General features: G+C 73.5%; 26 protein-coding genes. 10 read left to right on the top strand and 16 right to left on the bottom strand.

Features of this window, described 5'->3' with window-relative positions; translation table 11 throughout:
- Positions 1-6: 6 nt before the first annotated feature.
- The 5 genes from hemC to hemE are packed head-to-tail and all read right to left on the bottom strand — an operon-like array spanning position 7 to position 5,651.
- Positions 7-948, bottom strand: coding sequence for a hydroxymethylbilane synthase (hemC, locus tag JSQ78_RS09325; RefSeq protein ID WP_211447176.1), 942 nt, complete (start codon positions 946-948; stop codon positions 7-9).
- Entirely contained in the window at positions 945-2,276 is a 1,332-nt protein-coding gene (locus tag JSQ78_RS09320; protein ID WP_211447175.1) for a ferrochelatase, read from the bottom strand. The genes hemC and JSQ78_RS09320 overlap by 4 nt, the downstream gene beginning before the upstream one ends.
- Complete coding sequence (gene hemQ, locus JSQ78_RS09315) at positions 2,273-2,968, bottom strand: hydrogen peroxide-dependent heme synthase (protein ID WP_211447173.1); 696 nt, start codon at positions 2,966-2,968, stop codon at positions 2,273-2,275. The genes JSQ78_RS09320 and hemQ overlap by 4 nt, the downstream gene beginning before the upstream one ends.
- Positions 2,965-4,542 (bottom strand): protoporphyrinogen oxidase, encoded by a 1,578-nt coding sequence (hemG, locus tag JSQ78_RS09310; protein WP_249295600.1) that lies wholly within the window; start codon positions 4,540-4,542, stop codon positions 2,965-2,967. Before hemG ends, hemQ begins: the two co-directional genes overlap by 4 nt.
- Complete coding sequence (gene hemE / locus JSQ78_RS09305) at positions 4,539-5,651, bottom strand: uroporphyrinogen decarboxylase (RefSeq protein WP_249295598.1); 1,113 nt, start codon at positions 5,649-5,651, stop codon at positions 4,539-4,541. The genes hemG and hemE overlap by 4 nt, the downstream gene beginning before the upstream one ends.
- A gap of 82 nt (positions 5,652-5,733) precedes the next feature.
- Here hemE and JSQ78_RS09300 point away from each other — a divergent pair, with 82 nt between their 5' ends.
- The gene (locus tag JSQ78_RS09300; protein ID WP_211447169.1) at positions 5,734-5,949 is read left to right on the top strand and encodes a hypothetical protein; all 216 of its coding nucleotides are present in this window, start codon (positions 5,734-5,736) and stop codon (positions 5,947-5,949) included.
- Between the two features lie 174 nt (positions 5,950-6,123).
- Entirely contained in the window at positions 6,124-6,705 is a 582-nt protein-coding gene (locus tag JSQ78_RS09295; protein WP_211447167.1) for a hypothetical protein, read from the top strand.
- A gap of 72 nt (positions 6,706-6,777) precedes the next feature.
- Here JSQ78_RS09295 and JSQ78_RS09290 read toward each other — a convergent pair whose 3' ends face one another.
- Positions 6,778-7,983 carry a saccharopine dehydrogenase family protein gene (locus JSQ78_RS09290; RefSeq protein WP_211447165.1) on the bottom strand — a complete coding sequence of 402 codons (1,206 nt, stop codon included), beginning with the start codon at positions 7,981-7,983 and terminating at the stop codon, positions 6,778-6,780.
- A gap of 101 nt (positions 7,984-8,084) precedes the next feature.
- On the opposite strand from JSQ78_RS09290, the gene JSQ78_RS09285 reads away from it, so the two are divergent.
- The 3 genes from JSQ78_RS09285 to JSQ78_RS09275 all read left to right on the top strand — a co-directional run bounded on the left by JSQ78_RS09285 (position 8,085) and on the right by JSQ78_RS09275 (position 13,058).
- On the top strand, positions 8,085-9,470 hold the full coding sequence (locus JSQ78_RS09285) for a glutamyl-tRNA reductase (RefSeq protein WP_211447163.1): 1,386 nt from the start codon (positions 8,085-8,087) through the stop codon (positions 9,468-9,470).
- Positions 9,467-10,894, top strand: coding sequence for an MFS transporter (locus JSQ78_RS09280; protein WP_249295596.1), 1,428 nt, complete (start codon positions 9,467-9,469; stop codon positions 10,892-10,894). Before JSQ78_RS09285 ends, JSQ78_RS09280 begins: the two co-directional genes overlap by 4 nt.
- 136 nt (positions 10,895-11,030) lie before the next feature.
- The gene (locus JSQ78_RS09275; RefSeq protein ID WP_211447162.1) at positions 11,031-13,058 is read left to right on the top strand and encodes a glycogen debranching N-terminal domain-containing protein; all 2,028 of its coding nucleotides are present in this window, start codon (positions 11,031-11,033) and stop codon (positions 13,056-13,058) included.
- An 82-nt stretch (positions 13,059-13,140) separates the two neighbouring features.
- Here JSQ78_RS09275 and JSQ78_RS09270 read toward each other — a convergent pair whose 3' ends face one another.
- The 3 genes from JSQ78_RS09270 to JSQ78_RS09260 all read right to left on the bottom strand — a co-directional run bounded on the left by JSQ78_RS09270 (position 13,141) and on the right by JSQ78_RS09260 (position 17,098).
- On the bottom strand, positions 13,141-14,115 hold the full coding sequence (locus tag JSQ78_RS09270; RefSeq protein ID WP_211447160.1) for a carbohydrate ABC transporter permease: 975 nt from the start codon (positions 14,113-14,115) through the stop codon (positions 13,141-13,143).
- Entirely contained in the window at positions 14,112-15,071 is a 960-nt protein-coding gene (locus JSQ78_RS09265; protein ID WP_502756146.1) for a carbohydrate ABC transporter permease, read from the bottom strand. The genes JSQ78_RS09270 and JSQ78_RS09265 overlap by 4 nt, the downstream gene beginning before the upstream one ends.
- A gap of 665 nt (positions 15,072-15,736) precedes the next feature.
- Entirely contained in the window at positions 15,737-17,098 is a 1,362-nt protein-coding gene (locus tag JSQ78_RS09260) for an ABC transporter substrate-binding protein (RefSeq protein ID WP_211447158.1), read from the bottom strand.
- 213 nt (positions 17,099-17,311) lie between these two features.
- Here JSQ78_RS09260 and JSQ78_RS09255 point away from each other — a divergent pair, with 213 nt between their 5' ends.
- Entirely contained in the window at positions 17,312-18,361 is a 1,050-nt protein-coding gene (locus JSQ78_RS09255; protein ID WP_211447156.1) for a LacI family DNA-binding transcriptional regulator, read from the top strand.
- A gap of 11 nt (positions 18,362-18,372) precedes the next feature.
- On the opposite strand, the gene JSQ78_RS09250 is transcribed toward JSQ78_RS09255, so the two are convergent.
- The 3 genes from JSQ78_RS09250 to JSQ78_RS09240 are packed head-to-tail and all read right to left on the bottom strand — an operon-like array spanning position 18,373 to position 19,954.
- Entirely contained in the window at positions 18,373-19,101 is a 729-nt protein-coding gene (locus JSQ78_RS09250) for a hypothetical protein (protein ID WP_211447154.1), read from the bottom strand.
- Positions 19,098-19,769 (bottom strand): GPP34 family phosphoprotein, encoded by a 672-nt coding sequence (locus JSQ78_RS09245; protein WP_211447152.1) that lies wholly within the window; start codon positions 19,767-19,769, stop codon positions 19,098-19,100. Before JSQ78_RS09245 ends, JSQ78_RS09250 begins: the two co-directional genes overlap by 4 nt.
- Before the next feature lie 47 nt (positions 19,770-19,816).
- The gene (locus JSQ78_RS09240) at positions 19,817-19,954 is read right to left on the bottom strand and encodes a hypothetical protein (RefSeq protein ID WP_211447150.1); all 138 of its coding nucleotides are present in this window, start codon (positions 19,952-19,954) and stop codon (positions 19,817-19,819) included.
- 156 nt (positions 19,955-20,110) lie between these two features.
- Between JSQ78_RS09240 and JSQ78_RS09235 the strand changes: the two genes are divergently transcribed.
- From JSQ78_RS09235 to JSQ78_RS09225, 3 genes are read left to right on the top strand one after another with little or no spacing between them, the layout of a single operon-like run.
- Complete coding sequence (locus JSQ78_RS09235) at positions 20,111-21,358, top strand: inorganic phosphate transporter (RefSeq protein ID WP_211447148.1); 1,248 nt, start codon at positions 20,111-20,113, stop codon at positions 21,356-21,358.
- Positions 21,358-21,585: a hypothetical protein gene (locus JSQ78_RS09230; RefSeq protein ID WP_211447146.1), complete on the top strand. Its 228-nt coding sequence runs from the start codon at positions 21,358-21,360 to the stop codon at positions 21,583-21,585. The genes JSQ78_RS09235 and JSQ78_RS09230 overlap by 1 nt, the downstream gene beginning before the upstream one ends.
- Positions 21,586-21,608: 23 nt before the next feature.
- Positions 21,609-22,610: a pirin family protein gene (locus JSQ78_RS09225; protein ID WP_211447144.1), complete on the top strand. Its 1,002-nt coding sequence runs from the start codon at positions 21,609-21,611 to the stop codon at positions 22,608-22,610.
- An 8-nt stretch (positions 22,611-22,618) separates the two neighbouring features.
- Here the strand turns inward: JSQ78_RS09225 and JSQ78_RS09220 are convergent, their stop codons facing one another.
- From JSQ78_RS09220 to JSQ78_RS09210, 3 genes are all read right to left on the bottom strand, one after another.
- Positions 22,619-23,206, bottom strand: coding sequence for a GNAT family N-acetyltransferase (locus JSQ78_RS09220; protein WP_211447143.1), 588 nt, complete (start codon positions 23,204-23,206; stop codon positions 22,619-22,621).
- A 65-nt stretch (positions 23,207-23,271) separates the two neighbouring features.
- Positions 23,272-24,198 (bottom strand): hypothetical protein, encoded by a 927-nt coding sequence (locus tag JSQ78_RS09215; RefSeq protein WP_211447141.1) that lies wholly within the window; start codon positions 24,196-24,198, stop codon positions 23,272-23,274.
- A 72-nt stretch (positions 24,199-24,270) separates the two neighbouring features.
- Positions 24,271-24,843 carry an HhH-GPD-type base excision DNA repair protein gene (locus tag JSQ78_RS09210; RefSeq protein WP_211447139.1) on the bottom strand — a complete coding sequence of 191 codons (573 nt, stop codon included), beginning with the start codon at positions 24,841-24,843 and terminating at the stop codon, positions 24,271-24,273.
- A 262-nt stretch (positions 24,844-25,105) separates the two neighbouring features.
- On the opposite strand from JSQ78_RS09210, the gene JSQ78_RS09205 reads away from it, so the two are divergent.
- Positions 25,106-25,360, top strand: coding sequence for a hypothetical protein (locus JSQ78_RS09205; RefSeq protein ID WP_211447137.1), 255 nt, complete (start codon positions 25,106-25,108; stop codon positions 25,358-25,360).
- An 18-nt stretch (positions 25,361-25,378) separates the two neighbouring features.
- Here the strand turns inward: JSQ78_RS09205 and JSQ78_RS09200 are convergent, their stop codons facing one another.
- Complete coding sequence (locus JSQ78_RS09200) at positions 25,379-25,855, bottom strand: hypothetical protein (RefSeq protein WP_211447136.1); 477 nt, start codon at positions 25,853-25,855, stop codon at positions 25,379-25,381.
- Positions 25,856-25,895 lie beyond the last annotated feature (40 nt).

Raw genomic sequence — 25,895 nt, 5'->3', positions numbered from 1 at the left:
GCCGGTTCAGCTGCCCGAGCGCGCCTCGTGCACGAGGTCGGCCGCCCCGCCCTCGAGCAGCTCGGCGACCGCGCGCTCGGCGACGTCGCGCGCCGCCTCGGCGAGCTCGGCGGGCTTCGTCGAGTCGAGCGTGTAGGCGTGGGATGCGCTGAGCTTCTTCGAGCCGTCGGTCGCGTACGCCGAGGCGGTGAGGAAGAGCATCCCGTCGGCCACCTCCGCGTGCGCCGCGAGCGGTGCAGCGCAGCCGGCCTCGAGCCCGGCGAGCACGCGCCGCTCCGCGTCGGCGGCCGCCCGGGTCGACGCGTGGTCGGTGGGCGCGACGGCCCTTCGCGCCGCCTCGTCGCCCGCGCGGATCTCGACCGCGAGCGCGCCCTGCGCGGGCGCGGTCGGGAAGTCGATCACGTCGAGCACCTCGGTCGCGCGATCCTCGAGGCCGAGCCGCTTGAGGCCCGCGAGCGCGAGCACGACGGCGTCGAGGTCGGCGTCCGGGCCCTGCGCGCGAGCGAGGCGCGTCGGCACGTTGCCGCGCAGGTCGACGACGTCGAGGTCGGGGCGCGCGAGCCGCAGCTGCGCCATGCGCCGCGGCGAACCGGTGCCGACCTTCGCGCCCTCGGGCAGCTCGGCGAAGGTGAGGCCGTCGCGCGCGCACAGCGCGTCGCGGGCGTCCTCCCGCTTCGACACCGCGGCGAGCTCGATCCCATCGGCGGGCGCCGTCGGGAGGTCCTTCATCGAGTGCACCGCGACGTCGACGCGGCCCTCGAGCAGCGCATCCCGCAGCGCCGAGACGAACACGCCCGTGCCGCCGATCTGCTGCAGCGACGAGCGGTCGGTGTCGCCCTTCGTCGTGATCGGCACGAGCTCGACCTCGGCGTCGAAGCGCTCGGCGAGCGCCGCGCACTGAGCCATCGCGAGCTCGGAGCCGCGCGTGCCGACCTTGAGCGCGCTCACGGCTGCAGCCCCGCGATCGCCGGCCGGAACCCGAGCCGCGGGTTCTCGCAGCAGCCGGGGCGGCAGACGTCGTACCAGGGGTGGATCGAGGTGACGGCCTTCCGCTCGGCGACCGGCCGGCCCTCGAGCCGCTCCTGCACGAGGTCGACGAGCGCGCCGACGTACTGCGGGTCGACGCCGGGCGTCGGGGCGCGGCGCACCCACAGGCCCGCCTCGGTCGCCGTCTCGATCGCCTCCTCGTCGAGGTCCCACATGACCTCCATGTGGTCGCTCACGAAGCCGAGCGGCACGATGACGACCGCCTTCCGGCCACGGTGCTCATCCTTGCCGAGCGCCTCGATCGCGTCGTTGATGTCGGGCTCGAGCCACGGCTGCGAGGCGGGCCCCGAGCGCGACTGGTAGACGAGCTGCCACGCGACGCCCGGCGCCGCCTCGGCCATCACGTGCTCGGCCGCGGCGAGGTGCTGCGCCTCGTAGCCGCCGCCCGGCCCCCACTCGTGCAGGTCGGGTGCGCCCGAGCGCTCCGCGTCGGCGGTGGGGATGCTGTGGGTCGCGAAGAGCACCTCGACGTCGGCCTCGGCGAAGCCCGCCTCGCGCGCCTCGGCGACGCTCGCGCGCACGCCGTCGACGAACGGCGCGAGGAAGCCCGGGTGGTTGAAGAACTGGCGCACCTTGTCGATCTGCATCGACGCCTGCAGTCCCGTCGCCTCGAGCGCGTCGGCCCAGTCCTCGCGGTACTGACGGCACGAGGAGTACGACGAGTACGCGGAGGTCGGGATGGCGAGGAGCTTCGAGGCGCCCGCGTCGGCCGCCTGCTGCAGCGCCTCGTCGAGGTAGGGCGCCCAGTTGCGGTTGCCCCAGTAGACGGGCAGGTCGAGGCCCGCCTCGGCGAGCGCCGCCTCGAGCGCGGCCTTGAGCTCGCGGTTCTGGTCGTTGATCGGGCTCACGCCGCCGAAGTGGCGGTAGTGGGTCGCGACCTCCTCGAGCCGCTCGTCCGGGATGCCGCGGCCGCGCGTGACGTTGCGGAGGAACGGCAGCACGTCGTCCTGCCCCTCCGGCCCGCCGAAGCCCGACAGCAGGATGCCGTCGTAGGCGACGGGCTCCTCGACGTGCTCGGGCCCGGCCTGCGCGGCCTCGGTCGCGCTCGGCACCGCGGCGCCGGGCTCGAGGTGCACGCCGGTCGCGGCGGGCGCCTTCGTCTCGCGGCGGCCCTGCTGCTCCGCCTGCTGCTGCTCCGGCTGGGCCTGCACGGCCGCGCCTCCGCAGCACCCGCCGCCGCAGCAGCCGCCCTGCGCCTGGCTCGATCCTGCCTGTGTCGACTCGCTCATGCGAGCACCTCCTCGATCTCGTCGATCGTGATCCGTCGGCCCGTGAAGAACGGGATCTCCTCGCGCACGTGCAGGCGCGCATCCACGGCCCGCAGCTCGCGCATCATGTCGACGAGCTCGACGAGCTCGTCGGATTCGAGCGGCAGGATCCACTCGTAGTCGCCGAGCGCGAACGCCGCGACGGTGTTCGCGACCACGCCGCGGTAGGCGGCGCCTGCGCGGCCGTGCTCGGCGAGCATGCGACTGCGCTCCTCGGGCGCGAGCAGGTACCACTCGTACGAGCGGTTGAACGGGTAGACCGTCACCCACTGCTTCGGCTCGATGCCGCGGAGGAATCCGGGCACGTGCGACTTGTTGAACTCGGCGTCGCGGTGCACGCCCATCGCGCCCCACGTCTGCGTCGTGCCGGCGAGCTCGCGCGAGCGGCGCACGCGGCGCACGGCCGCCTGCAGCGCCTCGGCGCCCGTCCCGGCGCCGGGGGTGCCGTGCATCCACACGAGCACGTCGGCGTCGGCGCGCATGCCCGAGACGTCGTAGATGCCGCGCGTCGTGACGCCGTCGGCCTCGAGCGCCGCGAGCTCGTCGGCGAGCGGTGCTCCGCCGGCGGTCGCGCCGCCGCGGCGGTGCACGCTCCAGATGGTGAACCCGTCGCCCAGCTGCCCTGCCTGCGGCGATGCCTGCTGCTCGCTCATGCCTCTCCTCGTCCGTTCGGTGTCATGGTGCCGTTCTCTGCAATGCCGGATGCGCCATCCGGCTCGGTCACGGCGGCCTCGTCGTCGAGGTCCTCGGTCCAGGGGGTGCCGGCGATCGCGAAGCGCTCCCGGCGGATGCGGAGGGCCGCCTCGCGCGCATCCGGCACGACTTGCGCGAGCCCCGTGCCGGCGACGGCGGCGCCGACGACCTCAAGGTTCTCGTGCTCGGTGGCGGCGTCGCGAAGCGCCTGCTGGCGCCGCTTGGCGCCGACGATCGAGGAGGGCTGTCCCTGCTCCCAACGCACGCGGGCGCTCGCGCGCGGTTGCGGGACGTCGATGCCGAGGATCGCCTTCGCGTCCTCGAGCGCGAGCGCCGCCGCGGCGGCGTCGTCGAGCCCCTCGGTCGCAGGCGCCGCGACCCCCGAGCCGTAGGAGAGGCGCACGACCTCGCGGCCCGTGGCCGCCTCGCGCAGCCACGGCCACTTCGCGCTCGAGTGGGTCATCGCCTTCGCGCGCACGCCCGTCGCGTCGGCGGCGACGAGCACGCCCGTGCCGCGCGGGTCGCCCTCGATCGCGCCGGAAGGGAAGATCAGCGTGACGAGCTCGACGGTGACGCCCTGCTCCGCTGCGGGCGCTGCCGCGCCGAGCGCGTCGCCGAGCACGCGGCGTGCCTCGCGCTCGGGGAGCGCGACGACGAGCGACGACGCGGCGAACGCGCCCGCATCCGTCTGCACGCTCCAGCCGGTCCCGGTCTTCGCGGCGGAGAGCACGCGCACGCCCGTGCGGAGCTCGGCGTGGTGCGCTCGCGCGCGCTCGGCGAGCGCCGCGGTGAGGCGGTGGATGCCGCCGCGGATGCCCTGCACGGCCGAGCCGGGCTTGCCGGCCTGCTTCGCGGAGCCGGCGCGCTCCTCGAGCACGAGCGCGACGGCGCCCGAGAGCGAGCCCGCGCGCGTGATGGCGTTGTTGAGCCCGGGGGCGACGACCGCGATGTCGAGCAGGTCGGGATCGGCGGAGTAGACGCCGCCCGCGAGCGGCGCGACGAGCCGGTCGAGCGCCTTCCGCCCCATGCGGCGGCGCACGAGCGGGCCGAGCGCCTCGTCCTTGCCGATCTTGAGCACGGGCATGAGCCGGTCGGCGTAGGCGCGCATCGCTCCGCCCCAGCCGAGGGCGTCGATGACGTCGCGCGCGAGCGGCACCGCGGGGATGCCGAGCAGCGTCTGCTTCGGCAGCGGCACCGCGCGCCCCGGCAGCTGCAGCCACGCGCCCGCGGGATTCGGGCTCACGATGTCGTCACCGAGCCCGAGCTCCGCCGCGAGCTCGGCGACCGCGCCGCCGCGCGTCGCGAACGACTCCGCGCCCGCGTCGAGGGCGAGGCCGTCGACCTCGATGCCGCTCGCGACGCCGCCGAGCCGATCGGAGGCCTCGAGCACGAGCACGCGGTAGCCGCGGCCCGCGAGGTCGTGCGCGACCGTGAGGCCCGCGACGCCCGCGCCGACCACGATCGTGTCGTGGGTCGGCGCACCGGCGCGCGCGGACGCATCCGCCGCCTGCACGTGCGCGCGGTCGTCGGTCACCGCGCGTGCACCGCCTGCACGATGCGCGTGAGCACCTCGGGGTCGGTCGTCGGCGGCACGCCGTGGCCGAGGTTGAACACGTGCGCGCGAGCGACGGAGCCCGCGAGCATCACGTGGTCGATCGCCGCGACGATGATCTCCCACGGTGCGCCGAGCACGGCCGGGTCGAGGTTGCCCTGCACCGTCACGTCGGCGTCGATGCGCTCGAGCGCGACATCGAGCGGCACGCGCCAGTCGACGCCGATCGCGTCGACGTCGAGGTCCATCGCCCCGTAGAGCTCACCGGCTCCGACGCCGAAGTGCACGAGCGGCACGCGGGTGCCGGATGCGTCGGCCAGGTCGCGCACGCGATCGAGCGCGAGGCGCGACGCGGGGGCGACGTGCTCTCGGTACTGCTCGAGCGGCAGCGAGCCGGCCCACGAGTCGAACAGCTGCGCGGCGCTCGCGCCCTCCTCCACCTGGGCGCGGAGGAACCGGCCGGTCACGTCGGCGGCCCAGCGGCTGAGGGCGTCCCACGCCTCGGGGTGCGCGCGCATGAGCGTGCGGGCCTCCAGGTGGTCCTTCGAGGGGCGGCCGGCGACGAGGTAGGCGGCGAGCGTGAACGGGGCGCCGGCGAAGCCGATGAGCGGGGTCGAGCCGTCGCCGAGCTCGGCGAGGCCGGCGATCGTCTGCCGCACGCCCTCGCGGACGGGCTCGAGCGCGGCGTCGAGCATCGCGGGGTCGTTGGCGACGAGCCGGGCGACGTCGTCAGGGGTGCGGATGGGTTCGGCCACGACGGGCCCGACGCCGGGCGCGATCTTGACGTCGACGCCCGCGAGCTTGAGCGGCACCATGATGTCGCTGAAGAAGATCGCGGCGTCGACGCCGTGGCGGCGGACGGGCTGGAGCGTGATCTCGCTCGCAAGCTCGGGCACGAGGCACGTGTCGAGCATGTCGCGGTCGGGGCCGTCGGTGCGCTGGCGCAGCTCGCGGTACTCCGGCAGCGAGCGACCCGCTTGCCGCATGAACCACACCGGGGTCGTCTCGGGGCGATCGCCGCGGTACGCGCGCACGAGCCGCGAGGTGCCGGTGCGCGTGTTGAGCGGGTGGTTCTCGGGCAGGGCGGTCACCCCTCCATCATCCCACGCGTAGTTGCTGCCTTCTGTGGGCGGGGTATAGAGCGCCCACATACTTTCCGATATGGTGCCAAGCATGAACACCGCAACAAGCGCCCGTGTTGCTCGCCGTGGCACTTCGCCGCTCAGCAACGCAACGTTGGTGCGGCAGGTGCGCGGGATGTCTAACGAAGAGCTGCAGCGAGCGATCAAGAACCGCAAGGGGCAGTCGGCCGCGGAGCGCGAAGCCATCGCCGCGGCGTCTCGTCGCGAGCGTGCTGCAGCGCGTAGTGCTCGGTTGCGTTCGCTCTAGTCGGCTCGGATGGGCCACTCTCCTCGGCTACGCGTCACCAGGCGTTGTCTGACTGAGGATCTCTCCCTTCCAGAAGAACACGCGGCTCGGGACGCGCGGGCCTATTGTCACCTGCACCCTGCCCTCAGAGCATTCACGAACAAGCGTGCTGGTGCTCCTGCTGAGGGCGAAAACATGCTCAACGTCGTGCCCTACGGGCACATCAAGACGTTGCACGTCGGAACGGGCCGAGGTGTAACCATCTACGACCCGGACGAAGACGTCTGCTGGCTCCTAGCGTTCGACGAGACGCACGCAGTCGGCGAGCGCCGGGACGGCTACGCAAGGTTCGAGCGACTCAGCCAGCGCGACGAACTCCTCCCGAGCGACGCCGACCAGGAACTTCTAGAGGAGATCACCGAGCTCGCCGTGTTGGACGAGCTGAGAGCGGCGGGGCAGCAACTCTACGACGAGGCTCGCGCGCAACCGGGGCAAGAGGTGAGCAACACCTTCCGGTCGACCCGACATAAGCAGGGTTCAGTCGAGATTGTGGTCGACCTAGTCATCGACGGCGCGGAGGAGGCGGAGCAAGGCTGGCTCTGCATTGCTGTGCCGCCCGAGACCACGCTGTCGATGGATCAGCTCCTTGATGTGCTGGCCGCGCTGCTGCCCGAGGACGTCGATGCCGACAGTCTTGAGCAGGCCTACGACTTCCACGGTCGGACAATCGCATACAACGAGTTGGCCTGGACGTGGTCGCGCTACGTCGACGGCTGACTCTCTAGGCGGGGCAGCGGTTGCGACATCCGCCGAAGCGGCCCAACTTGAGCGCCTCGAGCAGTGATGAGTTCAGGTCGTCTCGATCGTGAAGCCCTGCGCGCGGAGGCGCTCGACGAGCACGTCGCCCATCGCGGTCGCGGGCGTGAGCACCCCGCCGCGCCGGTTGCAGCGCTCGCCGTCGACCGCGAGCGCGAGCGCCGCTTCGCCGAGCATGACCGAGGTCGCCGCGTAGCCGGGGTCGCCCTGCGCGGCGAAGACCGCCTCGAGGCGGTCGCCGCGCTCGGTGCGCGCCGAGGTGACCATCCGGAAGTGCCCGCGCGCGCGGACCTCCTCCGAGGGTCCCTCCCCGGGGGCGGGCAGCGCGGCGTCGGCGACGCGGCGGAGGCCCGGCGTCGCCAGCGCGACCGCGAGCGCGTTCACGCCGGCCGCGAGGGCCGCGGCGCGCAGCCGCCCGGCCGTGCCACGGCCGGTCGGCACGATCTCGCGGTAGCGGAACCCCTCCCCGTAGCCGCGCTCCCGCAGCGCGTGCGAGCGCAGCACGAGGCGGGTGTTGTACGAGGCCATCACGAACGGTGCAGCCCACTCCCCGGTCTCGTCGTCGCGGAAGTGCCGCGACGCATCCGCCGCCTCGCGCACCGGTACGCCGCCCGTGAGCGCGGCGGGGTCCGCGAGGATCGCCCGCAGGCGCGGATCGTCCTGGGCGCGCTCGAGCTGCGCGCGGAGCGAGTCGATCGTGCCGCCGCTGATGCCGCCCGAGAGCTCGCGCACCCGCAGGGTCGTGTCCGTGAGGCCGCCGGCGCCCCGCTCGGCCGCGAGCGCGGCGAGCTCGTGCACCGAGAGGTCGGAGGGCACCGAGTCGAAGCCGCTCGAGACGACGAGCCGCGCGCCGCTCGCCGCCGCACGCTCGTGGCAGCGCTCGACGAGCTCTCGCACGAAGAGCACCTCGCCGGTGAGGTCGAGGTAGTCGGTGCCGGTGTCGGCGCACGCCTCCGCGAGCGGCAGCCCGTGCCGGAGGTAGGGGCCGACGGTGCTCACGACGACGCGCGAGCGCTCGGCGAGCGAGCGCAGGCTCGCGGGGTCGCCGCTGTCGGCGAGCGCGAGCAGCCAGCCCGCAGCCGACGGCCCGAGCCCGGCCCGCACGCGCTCGAGACGCTCGATCGAGCGGCCCGCGAGGCCGACGCGCAGGTCAGCGGGCGCGGCGGCCGCGAGGTGCTCGGCCACGAGTCGACCGACGAAGCCGGTCGCGCCGTAGAGGATGAGGTCGAGCTCGCGCATGCCGCCAGCGTGACGGCCGGGCCTCGCGGTGCGCTGTGCGATCGCTGACGGCGGACGGCGCGGACTCGGAGCGGGGTACAGCGGCGCGGTAGGATGCTCTGGTGCTCATCTGCCTGACGGCGAGTCACAAGAACGCCGACTTCGACGTCCTCGAGGCGCTGTCGTCCGCCGACGCCTCCGCCCTCCCCAGCTCCTTCGCCGCGCACCCCGCGGTCGACGGCGCCGTCGTCATCTCGACGTGCAATCGGTTCGAGGTCTACCTCGACGTCGACGCCGACGAGCACGAGGAGGCCGCCGGCATCGCGCAGGGCGCCGCCGCGGACGCGCTCGGCTTCCACCGCCCCGAGACGCTCGAGCCGCTCGTCGACACCCGCGCCGCGGAGCACCTCTTCTCGGTCGCGGCGGGCCTCGAGTCGGTCGTGATCGGCGAGGGCGAGATCGCCGGCCAGGTGCGGCGCGCGCTCGCCTCGGCGCAGGAGGCGGGCACGACCTCCGCGCACCTCGAGCGGCTCTTCCAGCGCGCCTCCGAGACGCAGCGCAGCATCAAGAACCGCACCGGCCTCGGCGAAGCGGGCCGTTCGATCGTGCGCCTCGCGCTCGACCTCGCGAGCGCTCGCGTCGACCTGACCGGTGCGCGCGTGCTGCTCGTCGGCACCGGGCGCTTCGCCGGCGTCTCGCTCGCCGAGCTGCGCCGCCGCGGCGCGAAGCACATCGAGGTGTGGAGCCCCTCGAACCGCGGCGAGGGCTTCGCCCGCAGCCACGCGATCGGCTACGTCGACCCGCGCGACGCCGCGCTCGCCGCCGCGAGCGCCGACGTCATCGTGACCTGCACGAGCTCCGACCAGCACGTCGTCGACGCCGCGCTGCTGCGCGCGGGCCGCGAGCGGCTCGCCGCGACCCACGCCTTCCCGGGCGCCGACGAGCACGTGCACGACGCATCCGTCTGCCCGGTCGGCCAGGAATCGGGCGGCCACGACTCCGCAGCCTCCTGCCCCGTGCACTCGAACTCGGATGCCGCGCACGCGTGCCCCGTCGAGCACGGCCGCGCCGCACAGCTCGTCGTCGACATGGGCATGCCGCGCAACGTCGACCCCGACGTCGCGACGGTGCCGGGCGTCGAGGTGCTCGACCTCGAGACGATCCGCATCCACGCGCCGCTCGAGCACCTCACGGCCACGGAGGACGCGCGCGACCTCGTGCGCAAGGCGGCGCGCCGCTTCGAGCGCGGCACCGCCGAGCACCAGGTGGGCTCGGCGATCGCGACGCTCCGCGAGCACGTCGAGGACGCGCTCGAGGCGGAGCTCGCGCGCATCGGCAAGCGCGGCACCGAGGCGGAGCGGAAGCTCGCCGAGCAGGCGCTGCGGCACTTCGCGGGCGTCGTGCTGCACAAGCCGACCGTGCGCGCCCGCCGGCTCGCGGCCGAGGGCCGCCACGACGACCTCCTCTCGGCGATCGACGCGCTGCTCGGCGACGACTCCGCCGCGTGACCCGCCTCGAGTCGGGCGACGAGCCGACGACCGGCTCGCACGGCATCCTCCCGCCCGCGGGCGTCGAGACCGACCCGCGCGACACGGCGGGCGAGGCGCCCGAGCGGCGCCGCCGCATGGTCGACCTCGCGCCGCTCAAGGCGAGCAAGGCGTTCGCCCGCCTGTGGATCGGCACCGCGATCAGCGGCATCGGCGCGCAGATGACGATCGTCGCCGTCGGCCTGCAGATCTTCGACATGACGGGCAGCACCATGATGGTCGCGCTCGTGGGCGGCATCGCGCTCGCGCCCATGATCGTCGCGGGGCTCTGGGGCGGCATGCTCGCCGACGCCTTCGACCGCCGCGCGCTCCTCATCGCCTCGAGCCTCACCGGCTGGGCCGCGGTGCTGGGGCTCGTCGCGCTCTCCGCGTGGGACGCGTCGCTCATCGCCGCGGGTGAGCGCGCGCACGTGTGGCCGTTCTACGTGCTCACGACCATCAACACGGTCGCGGCCACGATCTCGGGAGCGACGCGCTCGGCCGTCACCCCGCGCATCCTGCCCGCCCACCTCATCTCCCGCGCCGCCGCGCTCAACGGCATCTCGTTCGGCACGATGCTCACCGTCGGTCCCGCCGCGGCGGGCGTGCTCGTCGCGACGGTCGGGCTGCCGATCACGTTCGCGATCGACGCGGTGCTCTTCACCGCCGGCTTCCTCGGCATCATCGGGCTGCCGAAGCTGCCTCCGCTCGGCGCGGTGTCGAAGCCGGGCCTCGAGTCGCTGCGCGAGGGCTGGCGATTCCTCGAGCACGCACCCAACATCCGCATGTCGTTCCTCGTCGACATCATCGCGATGACGTTCGGTCGCCCCTTCGCGCTGCTGCCCGCGGTCGGCGCCCTCGCGATCGGCGGCGGCCCGGTCACGGTCGGCGTGCTCACCGCGGCCGCCGCGATCGGCACGCTGCTCGCGAGCCTCTTCTCCGGCCCGGTCGCGCACGTGCACCGGCACGGCATCGCGATCGCCCGCGCGATCACGGTCTACGGATGCTTCGTCGGGCTCGTCGGCGCCGTCATCCTCGCGATGACGCTCGGCCTGGGCGGCGAGGTCGGCCCCGACTGGACGCGGGTGTCGTGGCCCGCGCTCATCGTCGCCGCGATCGGGATGGCCGGCATGGGCGCGAGCGACGAGATCAGCGCGATCTTCCGCTCGACGATGATGCTCACGGCGACGCCCGACGACATGCGCGGCCGCACGCAGGGCCTCTTCCAGGTCGTCGTCGCGGGCGGGCCGCGCCTCGGCGACCTCTACGCCGGCGCCGTCGCGAGCCTCGTCGCGCTGTGGGCGCCGCCGCTGTTCGGCGGCCTCCTCATCGTCGTGCTCATCGCGGTCGTGACGCGCGCGCAGCGCTCGTTCCTCGCCTACGACGCACGCACCCCGACGCCGTAGGGCTCGGCGCCGCGCGACTCGGAACGACACCCGGACGCTGAGGTTGGGATGCGCGAAGCCTCAGGCGGCCTTGCGCGCCGACCGTTGCAGACAGCGTTACCGTGACGGCGAAGGGCATTCACGAGGTCGGGGTCCCATGCGTCACGAGCAGGCTCAGCAGGTCGAGCCGCCGCCCCTGCTCCACGACCAGCTCGCGTCGGTCTCGGCGCCGACCCAGGCCTGGTCGCACCGCGACGGCACCATGGACGACCACCCCATCCACGGCCTCTTCCACGGCGACTGGCGCTTCGCGCGCCGGGTCGAGCTGCGCGTCGACGGCGCGCCGATCGAGCACCTCGCCACCTCGAGCGCGGGCGACTGGGCGCTCATCCGCGGCATCGCCCGAGCGCTCGACTCGGAGCCGGGCGACGCGCGCATCGCGGTCGAGCGGATGCGGGAGGTCACCCCGGGCGCGGTGCTCGAGCGGGCGACGGTCGTGAACGGCCGCGAGCTGCCGATCGACGTGCGCATCGAGCTCGCGGTCGACGTCGCCTTCTGCCCCATCGAGCGCGTGCGCGACGGCCGCGGCGACCCCGTGCCCGTGCACCTCGCGATCGAGGGCGCCGATGCGATCGCGACCGACGGCATCCGCACCCTCCGCGTGCGCAGCCGCGGCGGTGCCGTCGAGCTCGTCGACGGCCGCGTCGTCGTGAGCCACCGCGCGATCGTGCAGCCCAACGACTGGTGCGGGCTCTCGGTCGAGCTGCTGCTCGACGACGCGTCCCTCGCGGTCGAGGGCGCGATCGTCGACGCGCCGAGCCGCGGCCTCGAGCCGACCGGCCGCCCGGCGCTCGATCGCTGGGGCGAGCGGGCGGTCGCCGATCTTGAGGATCTCCTGCTCGACGTCGGCAGCGGCCCCGTGCTCGCCGCCGGCGCGCCGTGGCGGCTGACGATGGTGGCGCGCGACGCGCTGAGCGCGGCGCGACTGCTGCTGCCGCTCGGCACGTCGCTCGCGGAGGCCACCCTCCGCACGCTCGCCGCGCGTCAGGGCGTGCAGCACGACGGCCGCACGGGCGAGCAGCCGGGACGCATGATGCACGAGCTCTCGCCCCACCGTCCCGCGGGCGTCCGCGCCGGCGCCGAGCTGCCTCCGACCTTCACCGACTCGATCGACGCGACGCCGCTGTGGATCGTGCTGCTCCACGACGCCTGGCGCGCGGGCCTGCCGCTCGAGGCGGTGCGCGAGCTGCGCACCGCGCTGCACGCCGCGCTCGGCTGGCTGGGGCAGCAGGTGGGCGACGGTTTCCTCACCCTGCCGGGCGGCGACGTCACGGTCGGCGACGGCCCCGAGCTGCCGCGCGACGCCGAGGGCGAGCCCGCCGAGGGTCCCGTCGCGACCGCCCGGCTCCAGGCCCTCGCGTGCCGCGCCGCCGTGGGCGGCGCCGCGCTGCTCGAGGCGCTCGGCGACGACGGCGCGCCGTGGCTCGAGTGGGCTGAGAGACTCCGCCGCCGGTTCCGTGCCGCGTTCTGGGTGGTTCGCGGCGACGATCGCCATCCCGCGATGGCGATCGACGGAACCGGCGGGCGGCTCGACTGGCTCTCGGCCGATCTCGCGCACCTCATCGGCTCGACGCTGCTCTCGCGCGACGAGGAGCGCACCGTGGCAGGGCTCCTGCTCGACGAGCGCCTGTCATCCGGGTTCGGCCTGCGCTCGATCGCGGTCGACGCCCCCGGCTACTGGCCACTCGCGTGGAACGGCGGCGCGATCCGGCCGCACGACACGGCCGTCGCGATCGAGGGCCTCCTGCGAGCGGGGCTCGACGACGTGGCACGCCGGCTCGCGGAGCAGCTCGAGCGGGCGGCGGAGGCGTTCGACGGCTCGCTGCCGGAGCGCTACGCGGGCTACGGGCTCGCCGACGCGAGCGCGCCCGTGCCGCTGCCGGGCGCGGGTGCGCCCAACGCCCGGAGCGCCGCGGCGGTCGCGCCCGTCTGGCGGGCGCTCGGTGACCGGAGGGCCGAGCACGCACCGCGCCGCGAGCGCCACCTGCACGCCGTCGAGCCGCTGCCGACGATCGCCGTGCCGGCGGAGGCGGCCTCCGGCGGCACGCGATCGACGAGCGGCGACAGCTCGCCGCGCCGCGCGCACGTGCGCCTCATCGACGGTGGCCGGACGCCCTCGATCTAGGCTCGCGCTCGGCTGATCCGAGGATCTCGAGACGTGGAGAGGGGCGGCCGATGGCCGCCCCTCATTGCTCGATCCTGGGCGCTCAACCCTTCGCAGAACCCGCCAGCAGGCCTCTGACGAAGTAGCGCTGCAGGCTGAAGAACACGATGAGCGGGATGACGAGCGAGACGAACGCACCGGCCGTGAGCCGCTCCCAGTTCTCGCCTCGCGATCCCGCGAGCTCGGCCAATCGTTGCGTGAGCGGCGCGGTATCCGGTGTGCCGGTCGAGAACACCAGCGCGACGAGCAGGTCGTTCCAGACCCAGAGGAACTGGAAGATCGCGAACGACGCGATCGCCGGCATCGCGAGCGGCAGGATGATGCGGAAGAAGATCTGCCCGTGGCCCGCGCCGTCGACGCGCGCCGCCTCGATGACGTCGGCCGGGATCGCCGAGATGAAGTTGTGCAGCAGGAAGATCGCGAGCGGCAGGCCGAAGATCGCGTGCGCGATCCACACCGGCAGGTACTGCCGCTCGCTGATGAACGGCACGGCCTCGTGCAGCGCCGTCTGGAACGGCTGCAGGAACGTCACGAACAGCTGCAGCAGCGGGATGAGCGCCATCTGCAGCGGCACGATCTGGAGCGCGAAGACGATCACGAACAGCGTCGACGAGCCCTTGAACTTCACCCACGCGAACGCATACGCCGCGAGGCACGCGAGCACGAGCGGGATGAGGGTGCCGGGGATCGCGATCGCGAGCGAGTTGACGAAGTACTCGCCGAGCTGCGGAGACGACGCCGACGACGAGAACAGCACCTCGCCGTAGTTCGCGAGCGTCAGCTGCGGGTCGGAGAAGAACGTCCACCAGCCGGTCGTCTGGATCTGGTCGGCGGGGCGGAAGGACGACAGCAGCAGGCCGAACGTCGGGATCGTCCAGACGACCGCGATGACGAGCGCGGCGATCGTCGCCCACGGGCTCGTCAGGCGCCGCTTCACGCGATCGGCGCGGGTCCGCACCGCCGGCGCGACCTCGTCGGGGGTGACCTCGGGGTCGGGGGTGAATGCGACGGAGCTCATCGGATCCCCTTCTGCTGGTTCAGGACGCGGATGTTGTAGATGACGATCGGCATCACCATGATGAACAGGATGAGCGCGAGCGCCGCGCCTCGGCCCGGCTCGCCCGAGCGGAACGCCTGCGTGTACATCTCGTTGGCGACGACGGAGGTGTTGAAGTTGCCCGCGGTCATGGTGCGGACGATGTCGAACACCTTGAGCGTCGCGATCGAGATCGTCGTGACGACGACGACGAGCGACGTGCGGATGCCGGGCACCGTGACGTTCGCAAACCGCTGCCACGGGTTCGCGCCGTCGATCTCGGCGGCCTCGAGCTGCTCGGTCGGCACGCCCTTGATGGCGGCCGAGAGCACGACCATCGCGAAGCCCGTCTGGATCCAGATCATCACGACGATGAGCGCGAGGGTGTTCCACGGGCTGTTCTGCAGGATCTGCTGCGGCTCCCCGCCGAACCAGACGAGGATCTGGTTCACGAGGCCGATCTGCTCCTGCTCCGGACCGCGGTAGGCGTACATGAAGCGCCAGATGATGCTCGCGCCGACCATCGAGATGGCCATCGGCATGAAGACGAGCATCTTGTAGACGCGCTCACCGCGGCTCTTGTCGATGAAGACCGCGTACGCGAGCCCGATGGCCGTCGACAGCAGCGGCACGAGGATGACCCACACGACCGTGTTGGCGAGCGTCACGAGCGCCTCGGGCTGCGTGAACATCCAGACGAAGTTGTCGAGCCCGTTGAACGAGCCGGTCTTGTCGGTGAAGGCGAGCAGCGTCGTGCGGATCGCCGGGTAGACGAGGCCGATCGTGAGGAGCAGCGCCGAGGGCAGCAGGAAAACGAGCATCGGCTTCGAGTCGTCGTCCCTGTCGGCGAGGTAGCCGAGCAGGCCGATGATGCTCAGCGCCGCAGCGGCGGCCCAGGGCCACACGCCCACCTGCTGCTCCTGGCCGGCCTCGAGCACGAGCGCGACGACCACGACCGCGACGGCGGCGAGCAGCCACGCGACGAGCCGGGCGCTGCGGCGGATGCGGTCGGGCAGGAAGGCGATGGCGGCCGTCGCGACGAGCGCGCCGACGAGCGGCCAGCCCACGATCGTCGCTGCGAGCACGAGGGCGGGCGTGACCCAGTCGAGCGCCGGGATGCGCTCCGCCGACTGAGCGAGGAGCACGATCGCGACGACGATGGCGGCGCCGACGCCGCGCAGCACGGCGCTGCGCACCGCGGGGCTCGCCGGCTGGAGCAGGCGGTCGAGCAGCCACTGGAGGACGACGATCGCGATGCCGGCGACGCCGACCGCGATCGCCGCGTTCGTGAGCGCCTGCGTCATCCACGGCACCAGTCCGTAGAGCAGGCGCGCGAGGAGCGCGAGGAGCGCGAACGCCGCGATGAGGATGATGCGCGGTCGCAGCCCGGAGCGCCAGCTCGCCGCCCGCGGCTTGTCCTCCGGTCGGTCGAGGAAGGCCAGCAGCAGCGCCACCACGGCGCCGAAGGCCACCAGGCCGACGAGCACCTGCAGCAGCTTGCCGACGAGATCCATCGAGGTCATGCGCACCCCATCCGTTCGTGAGACGTGCCGATGATGCGGTGCGGGGGCCGGCTCACGACCCCCGCACTCGCGTCATGCGACTACTGCGGCCAGCTCTGCTCGATCTGCGAGAGCACGGTCGCCGTGTCGGCGCCCGAGACCCAGTCGACCAGGCCGCTCCAGAACGTGCCGGCGCCCACCGCGCCCGGCATCAGGTCGGAGCCGTCGAACCGGAACGTCGTCTCCGGGTCCTGCAGCGTCTCGACCGCGGACTGCAGCAGCGGGCTGCTCGCGTTCTCGGGGTCGAGGCCCGAGTTCGCCGAGATGACGCCGCCGAGCGAGACGCGGCTGTTGGCCCACGTGTCGCTCGAGAGGAACGTCTGCACCGCGACGACCTCCTCGTCGTCGCTGAACGCGCCGACGAACTCGCCCCCGCCCGTGACCGCGGCCGCGTCGGCCTCGGTGCCCGGGAGCACGAAGGCCCAGACGTCGCCGTCCTCGGCGACCGTGACGGAGTTGTCATCGCTCCAGAAGCCCTCGTAGAACGAGGCCTGGTGGTGCATCGCGCACTCACCGTCGAGCACCGGCAGGCCGGCCTCGCCGAAGTCGGTCGTCGCGATCGTCGACACGTCGCCGATGCCGCCGTTGACGTACTCGGGGTTCTTGATCAGGTCGCCGACGCGGTCCATCGCCTCAGCAATCTGCGGGTCGTCGAACGGGATCTCGTGCGCGATCCACTGGTCGTAGACGTCCGGGCCGTGCAGGCGCAGGACGTAGTCCTCGATCCAGTCCGTGCCGGGCCAGCCCGTCGCCTCGCCGGAGCCGAAGCCCACGCACCACGGCGTCGTGCCCGACTCGGCGATCGTCGCGGTGAGCTCGTCGAGCTCGTCGAGCGTCGTCGGCACCTCCCAGCCGTTCTCCTCCCACAGCGCCGGCTGGTACCAGACGTAGCCCTTCACCGACGCCATGAGCGGTGCCGCGTAGAAGGTGCCGTCGACCGTGCCGTAGTTGCGCCAGTCCTCGGTCCAGAACTCCTCCGCGTTCGCGGCGACGCTCTCGGGCGCGGGCAGGAGGCTGCCGGTGCCGGCGATCGACGCGAGCAGGCCCGGCTGCGGGAAGATTGCGAGGTCGGGCGGGTTGCCGCCCTGCACGCGGACGTTGATCTGCGCCTCGAACTCCGCGGAGCCCTCGTAAACGACGTCGATGCCGGTGCACTCCTCGAACTCGGCCCAGGACTCGTTGAGGCGGTTCGCCTCCTCGTCGAGGATCGTGCCGTAGACGTTGACCTCGGCGCCGTCGAAGGTGCCGTAGTCGGCGTAGGCCTCGCAGCCCTCGGCGGCAGCGCCGGTGCTGCCGGGCGCCTCCAACGCGCCGGGCTCTGCGTCGCCGACACAGCCGGTGAGGGCGAGTGCCGCGACGCCCGCGATGCCGAGCGGCACCGCGATCCTGCGTGCGTGCTTCACGTGAACTCCTTCGCTCAAACTCAGCGGATGAGCACGTGCCGCGAAACGACGCGCACGGCGGCGTGCTCGAAACCGGAACCGGTTCCACTTCGAGCGACCGTAGCGCACCTCGCCACAGGATGCACTCAGGAACGATGTTTCGATTCGACAACGATCCGGACCGCCGATCGTTGGCGGAACGCGGCGGCGGGGCTATGGTCGGAACCGGTTCCGATGATCGAGGCGGTCATCCGCCCGGGGCGCGAGGAGGCGACCGTGCCGAGGCTCGACGACGTCGCCCGCGCTGCGGGCGTCTCGAAGGCGACCGCGTCGCGCGCACTCTCGGGCGCATCCGGGGTCGCGGCGAGCACCCGCGAGCGGGTGCAGCGCACCGCGGACGAGCTCGGGTTCCGGGTCTCCGGTGCCGCGCGACGGCTCGCGACGGGCATGACCCGCACGATCGGCGTGCTCACGCCGTCCGTCAACCGCTGGTACTTCGGCAGCGTGCTGCACGGCATCGCGCACGCCGCCGATGCGCACGACCACGACGTGCTGCTCTACGACCTCGGGGCGTTCGGGAAGGGCGGGCACGAGAAGTTCGAGCGCTTCATGACGCGCGGCGAGGTCGACGGCCTCGTGACGATCACGTGGAGCCTCGTCGGCGGCGACCTCACGCGCCTCGCTGACCTCGGCATCCCGGTCGCGACCGTCGGCGAGCCCACGGAGCACACGCGGTCGTTCGCGCTCGACGACGAGGCGGCCGGCGAGCAGGCCGCCGAGCACCTCGTGCGGCTCGGCCACACCGACCTCCTGCACATCGCCGCCGAGCCCGAGGTGCAGCCGTTCGAGGCCTCCTCCTCCGATCGGCGGAAGCGGGCGTTCGAGCGCGTCTCGGCGCGACACGGGCTGCGGATGCGACCGGTCCAGACGGTGCCGACCACGCTCGAGTGCGCACACGCCGTCGTGCGCGAGATCATCGACCGCGCCGACCGCCCCACGGGCATCGTCGGCGGCACCGACGAGGTCGCGATGGCGGTGCTCCTCGCCGCGCATCAGCTCGGCATCCGCGTGCCCGAGGAGCTCTCGGTCATCGGCGTCGACGACGTGCCGGCCGCCGCCGCGTTCGGGCTCACGACCATCCGGCAGGACCCGGCGCAGCACGGGGAGGACGTCGTCGCGTGGATCATGGCGGCGCTCGACGAGCCCGACGACGAGCCGGACCGCAGCCACACCGCGTACTCGCCGGTGCTCGTCGTGCGCTCCTCGACCGCGCCGCCGAGCTGACGCGCCCCGCGCTACTCCGCCTGGACCCGGTCGTAGGCCGGCTGCCGCAACCGGTGCGCCCACTCGTACTCGCGTGCTCCGGGCAGCAGCCGTCGGCCCGCGTCGAAGCGCAGCAGCGGGTCGAGCGGACCGGGGCTCCGCCGCAGCTCGAGCTCGCCGAACGGCCGCCATGCACCGCGCGGGCGGGCGACGAGCAGCTCGAGCCGCCACGGCTCGGCGGCGAGCCGATCGGCGAGCGCGTCGGGATACGGCGGCAGATCAGCGGGAGCGATCGTGCGCGCGGCGAGCAGCACCGGCCCGGTCGGTGCACGGTACGGGAGGATCGCGTGCAGGTGCGCGCGGGAGGGCGAGCGGTGCGCGCGGAGCACGAAGCGCCACGGCCAGCCCACGCCGGTGGAGGCGAGCTCGATGTCGGCCGGTCCCTCCGGGCCGTCGAAGCGCACCGCGAGCCCGATGACGTCGGGCAGCGGCGCGGGGACGCCGGCGGAGCGGGAGGCGCGGGCGATCACGGGCAGCGGCCCCGCCGCCTCGTCGATCCACGCGATGCCGGTGGGGATGGGGCTGCCGGTGCGGCGGATCTCGCCGTGCAGCACGACACCGTGCGGGTGCACGGGATGGGGTCGACGCACCACCGCGAGCGTCGCGAACGCCGCGCCGAGCGCGCGCCCGGCGACGCCCGTGACGGTCGACGCGGCGGCCTCGAAGCCCGACCCCGGCGGCGACGCCGTCGGAGCGCTCACGTCGACGACATCATCAGGCTGACCATCGCGGCCTGGACGGCCTCGATCGAGCGGTGCACCTCGCGGCTCGCCCACGAGCGCTCGGCGAGCTCCGCGCCGCGCGCGAGCAGCGGCTCGCGCGGCCGGTCGGGGAAGATCGGCGGCAGCGCCTCGGCCCCGTGCAGGATCGCGAGCGCCGCGCCGACCGTCGGGTCGTCGGCGCCGTCGAGCACCTCGATCGCTCGCGCTTGCAGCGCGTCCTCGACGTCGCGGCGCTCGCCGCGCTCCCAGCGCTCGCGCCACCGGATGCCGAGGAAGCGGTCCTCCTCGCGCGCGAGCACGCCGGCTGCGGCGAAGTCCTCGAGCAGCTCCCTGCGCACCCGGGTCGTGGGAGCGCTGCGACCGCCCCAGCCCGCGACGACGCTCAGCGCTTGCGACGGGGTCGTTCCGTCGATCCGCTCGACGAGCGGCTCGAGGTGCGGGTTCGTCGTGCCGCTCGCGGCGACCAGCACCTCAGCCTCGCCACCTGGCTCGCCGTGCGCGACCACGCGCATCCGCCCGTCCACCACCAGCTGCGCGAGGGCCGCGCCGGCGATCGCGATCCCGAGCGACGAGTCCTCGATGAGGGGCGAGCCCTCGTCGTCGTCGATGGCGAGCAGCAGCACCGCCTCGGGGATCGTCAGCGCCATGGCCCCACGGTACGCCGTCCGCCTGCGGTGCGCACCCGTCGATGGCGTCAGCTGCTCGTCGACGACGGCACGATCACGGTCGCGCTGAGCACCGCCGTCATCGCCGCCTGCACCGGCGCGATCGCGTCGCGCACCTCGCGGCTGCACCTTGGCGCCTCGGCGAGCGCGTCGCCGCGGCGCTTCAAGGCGTCCTTCGGCAGGTCGGGGAAGACCCGCGGCAGCGTAGCCGCGCCGCGGAGACCCGACGCATCCCCCGACCGAAGGGCGTCGAGCGGCGGGAGCCGGGCGCGCCTCGCGCGCTCGTCTTGGAGCGCACGGCGCCTGTGGTGGAGACTGGCACGATGCAGGAACTCGCGATCCTCGCGATCGTCGTCATCGTCGCCCTCGCGTTCGACTTCACCAACGGCTTCCACGACACCGCCAACGCCATGGCGCCGTCGGTCGCGACCGGTGCGCTCAAGCCGAAGCCCGCCGTCGCGCTCTCGGCGTCGCTCAACCTCGTGGGCGCCTTCCTCTCGATCGAGGTGGCCAAGACCGTCGGATCGGGGATCGTCGACCTGACGGGCGTCGACGGCGAGAGCCTCATGCTCATCGTGCTGTGCGGCCTCACGGGCGCGATCGTCTGGAACGTGCTGACGTGGCTGTTCGGGCTGCCGTCGTCGTCGAGCCACGCGCTCTTCGGCGGGCTCATCGGCGCGACGATCGCGGCGCTCGGCGTCACGGGCGTGCTGTGGGGCGGCGTCGCGCAGAAGATCCTCATCCCCGCACTGCTCGCGCCCGTCATCGCGGGCCTCGTCGCCTTCTGCGGCACGTGGCTCGTGCAGCGGGTGACGGCCAACCTGAGCGAGCGCGCCGAGAAGCGGAGCTTCCGCTGGGGCCAGATCGGCGCGGCCTCACTCATGTCGCTCGCGCACGGCACGAACGACGCGCAGAAGACGATGGGCGTGATCTTCCTCGCGCTCGTCGCCCACGGCACCCTCGACCCGGATGCCGACATGCCGCTGTGGGTGCGGGTCGTGTGCGCCGTCGCGATCGCGGCGGGCACCTACATGGGCGGGTGGCGCGTCATCCGCACGCTCGGCAAGGGCATCGTCGACATCTCGCCCAGGCAGGGCATGTCCGCCGACTTCTCGAGCGCATCCATCATCCTCACCTCGAGCCACCTCGGCCTGCCGCTCTCGACCACCCACGTCGCCTCCGGCTCCGTGATCGGCTCGGGGGTCGCGCGCACCGACGCGAAGGTGCGGTGGTCGGTCGCGCGCCGCATGCTCATCGCGTGGCTCATCACGCTGCCCGCGTCGGGCGCGATCGGTGCGCTGTGCTTCGTCATCGCGGGGCTCTTCGGCCACCTGTGGGGCTCGATCGTCGTGACGGCGCTGCTCATCGCCGCGTGCGCCGCGATGTGGCTGCGCTCGCGCATGAGCCACGTCGGCTCGCACAACGTCACCGAGCAGTGGGAGCAGCCCAAGAAGGAGCGCAAGCGAGAGATCGACCGCGAGCTGAGCGCCGTCGCCTCGCACGTCGCGCCGATCTCCCGGCCGCGCAAGCGGAAGAAGCGCAAGGATCGCGGCAACGGAGGGGCAGCCTGATGGCCATCGACTTCGGCGCGCTCGCGATCGCGATCGCCTCCGTGCTCGGCGTCGGGCTGCTGCTCGGCGCGGGCATCCCGCTCATCTACGCGGTCGGCATCCGCTCGATCGAGAGCCAGCGACCCGGATCGACCGCGCTCGGCCGCTCGCTCCTGGGCGTGTGCGTGCTGCTCGCCCTCGCGGGCATCGTCGTGATCGTCTTCGGCAAGCAGCTCTTCGGCATCTGACGCGCGCCGCGTAGCGTGGCAGGATGAGCAACGACGAGGCCCTGCTGCTCGAGAGCGCCGACGCGTGCGTCGACGAGGCGCGCGCGGCCGGACTCGAGCTGCTGCTGCCTCGCGAGGTGCCGCTCGGCGGTCCGCGCGCGATGCCGGTGCAGCGCGTGCTGCCCAACAAGCACCGGCACTTCGTCGGCGCGTGGTGCTTCGCCGACGCCTTCGGGCCGACGTCGATGCGCGGGGGTCCGGGCATGGACGTGCCACCGCATCCGCACACCGGCCTCCAGACCTGGAGCTGGCTCGTCGACGGCGCGATCGAGCACCGCGACTCGGCCGGCTTCGCCCACACCGTGCGCCCCGGCGGGCTCAACATCATGACCGCGGGCCGCGGCATCTCGCACAGCGAGTACTCGACGACCGACACCGACGTGCTGCACGGCGTGCAGCTGTGGACGGTGCTGCCGAGCCACGAGCGAGGGCGCGAGCCGTGGTTCGACGGGCTCGACGCCGTGCCGCGCGTCGAGCTCGGCGGCGGGGTGACCGCGAGCGTCTTCGTCGGCGAGTTCGCAGGAGCGGCGAGCGGCGTCGGCGCCTACTCGCCGCTGCTCGGGGTCGAGCTGCGGCTGCTCGCAGGCACCGAGGTGGCGCTCGAGCTGCGCGCGGGCTTCGAGCACGGCGTGCTCGCCCTCACCGACGGCGTGAGCGTCGACGACGTCGCGGTCGCTCGCGGCGCGATGGCCTACGCCGCGCCCGGGCGCGAGGCCCTCGTCGTCTCGGCCGAGCGCGATGCGATCGCGATCCTGCTCGGCGGCGAGCCGTTCGAGGAGGAGGTGGTGATGTTCTGGAACTTCATCGGCACCGATCACGACGAGGTTGCCGAGGCACGCGAGCAGTGGATGCGCGAGCGCGAGTCGGGCCCGGACGCCCGGCCGCGCTTCGGCTCGGTCGTCGACGACGCATCGCCGCCGCTGCCGAGCCCGCGGCTGCCGTCGGTCGAGCTGCTGCCGCGAGGGCGCGCGAAGCGGCACAGCTGAACGGCGCGTCAGCGGCTGAGATCGAGCGCGTAGAGCGCGCGGTCGGGCCTCGGCCGGCCCACCTCGCGGAAGCCCGCGCGCGCGAAGGTCGAGACGACGCCGCGGTAGAGCTCGTTGGAGGCCTTCTTCCTCCCCTCGCTCGGATCGACCGGGTACCCCTCGAGCACTCGAGCGCCGTGCGAGCCGGCGAAGTCGATCGCGGCCGCGAGCAGGCGCCCCGCGAGCCCCTCGCCGCGGTGCTCGGTGCGCACCACGAAGCACGACACCGCCCACACCGAGCCGTCGTCCCACGGCTCCTCGGTCGTCGACGCGAGCTGCTTCGTCCTGCTCAAGCGGATCTGTCGAGTGCGAGGGCCGACGCGCACCCAGCCGGCCGCCTCGCCGTCGACGTAGGCGATGAGCGCCGGTGCGAGCTCGCCCTCGAGCTCGGCGCGGAGCAGCTCTCGGCGCTCCTCCACGCTCGAGCGCTGGAACTCGACGTTCGTGATCGTCCACCACTGGCACTGGCACGATCGCCCATCGCCCCCGCCGCTCAGCGCCCGTTGGGCGTGAGGGAAGCGATCGGGCGTCGCTGGACGGATGTCGACCTCCGGCATGGGGCGACGGTAGACCCGCGCGTGGACCGGAGCAAGGTCTCCGCTCGCGCTGTGCCGCGCGAGCCTCAGTCGGAGCGCCGCGCGCCGATGAGCAGCGCGGCAGACGCGGCGACGAGCGCCGTCGCGACGAGCGCGATGGCCGGGTAGGCCAGCGACATGCCTCCGCGCGTGCCGAACGTGTCGGCGACGCCCATCCCGATGGAGAACTCCGCGACCGGCAGCCCGCCGACCGCGAGCGCCGCCGCGCCGAGCAGCAGCCCGAGCGAGCCCCGGTCGCCGCGACGCGCGCGCAGCAGCCCCAGCCCGAGCACGAGGAGGGCGACCGCCCACGCGCCTGCCCACAGCACCGGGACGACCCATCCGCCCGCCTCACCGACCGCTGCCATGCCCGACCACAGCGCGTCGAGGGGCACACCGGGAGCGAGGGTCATGGGCAGCAGGACGAGCGCGTCGAGGAGGCCAACCACGAGCACGCTGATCGCCGCACCGAGCCCGAGCACGACGCCCTGCACGGGCCGAGGGGCACCGGCGCGCACGCTCGGGTCGAGCAGCAGCAGCCCGATGCCGTGCGCCGCGACCACGAGCGGCAGCACGAGGTGGAGCGGTGCACCGACGACGGCGAGGAAGGGCGCGAGCGGAGCGGTCAGCAGACCGAGCGCGACGAGCACGACCGGCGTCGATGCGGCAGCCCAGCGCCGCGGCGCCGCGCGCACGAGCAGCACGAGCTGGCCGACGCCGATCACGAGCATGCCCGCGACGACGCAGAGCACGAGCGCCGACGCGGCCGCCGCCCATGACAGCGCGCTCCCGCTCCAGCTCGCCGCGAGCACTCCTGCAGCGCTCATCGCGGCGTAGTGGGCGCCGACGACGGCGGCCGCGAGCCAACCGTGCGCGCTCCGCGCCCGCTCGCGCTGCAGCACGTCGCGCTCGGCGGGCTCGCGCGGCGTCGGCCGCGGGGTGACTGCGGCCATGGCTCGCGAGACGGCGCTCATGCGCTCACGCTAGCCGCGGCGAGGGCGGCATGCACCCGCTGCCGGGCACCGCCGCCAGGTCGATGGGAGGAGCTAGGCCTTCGCGGCGCGCTTCGCCGCCTGCTTCGTCGCCCGCACCTCGGCGAGCGACGCCGCATCGACGATGTCGGCCACCGAGCGCTTCGCGTCCTCCTCGCCGTAGGGGTCCGACGCATCCACCCACCCGGCGCCGTCGAAGCCGGCGCGCTTGCCGAGCAGGGCGAGGAAGATGCGCGCCTTCTGGTCGCCGAAGCCCGGCAGCGCCTGCAGCCGCCGCAGCACCTCGGGGCCGTCGGGCTCGCCCCGCCGCCAGATCGCGCCCGCGTCGCCGCCCCACTCGTCGGCGACGACGGCGGCGAGCTGCTGCACGCGCTTCGCCATCGAGCCGGGGAACCGGTGCACCGCGGGCTTCTCGGCGAAGGCCGCCTGGAACTCCTCGGGGTCCATGCGCGCGATCGACGCCGCGTCGAGCACGCCGAGGCGATCGCGCAGCTTCGCCGGCCCGGCGAACGCCGTCTCCATCGGCACCTGCTGGTCGAGCAGCATGCCCACGAGGAGCGCGAAGTCGTCGTCCGAGAGGAGGCGGTCGGCCGCTTCGTCGCCGGTGATGTGGAGGTCGCGAGTCATGGCTCCAGCCTGGCATGGCAACCAGGTGCGATGCTTGCCCTGCAACGACGAGCCGCGCCCCCGCCTGGTCACGACAGGCGGGGACGCGGTGATCGCCGGCACCCGGCCTGCTCGGGGAGCCGATCGGGTGCCTGAGGACAGCAAAGCCGTCGCGACGCCGTTTCGCAACAGTGTTTCCATTCCTTGATCGCATCTTCAGGTTGGAGGTTCCCCTCGTGGCCCGGCTCAGTGCGCTCGCATCCCCGACTGGGAGGATGGAGCCATGAAGCGCAGCAACCCGTGGTCCTGGTGGGCACTGTGGATCGGCCTGCTCGGCCTCGTCCTCATGCCGATCCCGCTCTTCGTCGGGCTCATCCTCGGCGGCGGCCTCGCGGCGATCGCGGCGATCCTCGCGGCCATCGGCCTGTTCAAGTCGCGGCACGCGGGCGGCCGCGGCATCGCGCCGGCGGTCGTGGCGATCGTCTTCGTGCTCCTGACCTACGGCGGCATCTCGATCGGCGGCGGCGTCATCTGGTGACGCCGCTTCGCGCGGCGATCAGCTGCCGCGCGAGCGCTCAGCCCCCGCACCCGCGGCGACAGCGCGGCCGAGCAGGCTGCGCACAGCGAGCCACAGCAGCGCGACGAGGCCCACGATGAGCAGCCCGTCAGCGGCGATGTAGAGGTAGTGCAACCCCGATCCGCCCTCGCTCTCCCCCGCGATCACGGCGTCGGTCGTCGCGTGCATCATCGGCCGGATCGCGAGCGCCTTCACCGCGAGCACGGCGGTGAGGACGAGCGAGAGGATGCGCTCGGCTCGCGGCGCGCGCGACGCGAAGGCCGCGGTCACGAGCAGCACCGCGAGCGCCGCCTCCGCGACGTTCATCGCCGCGAAGACGAGTCGTCCGATGCCGAGACCGAGCGGCACCGTGACGCCCGGCGCCTGGAACTTGAGCGGCGCCTCGATGAGTGAGATGCCGACGATGAGGCCCAGCCAGACGGCGGGGAGCACGAGTCGGGCAGCGCGGGCGAGCATGCCTCCACGGTACGCCGCGCCCGTCCTGCCGACGCCGTCC

The organism is Agrococcus sp. Marseille-Q4369 (assembly GCF_018308945.1).
Classification (GTDB): Bacteria; Actinomycetota; Actinomycetes; order Actinomycetales; family Microbacteriaceae; genus Agrococcus.
This window is presented reverse-complemented; position numbering and strand designations above follow the sequence as displayed.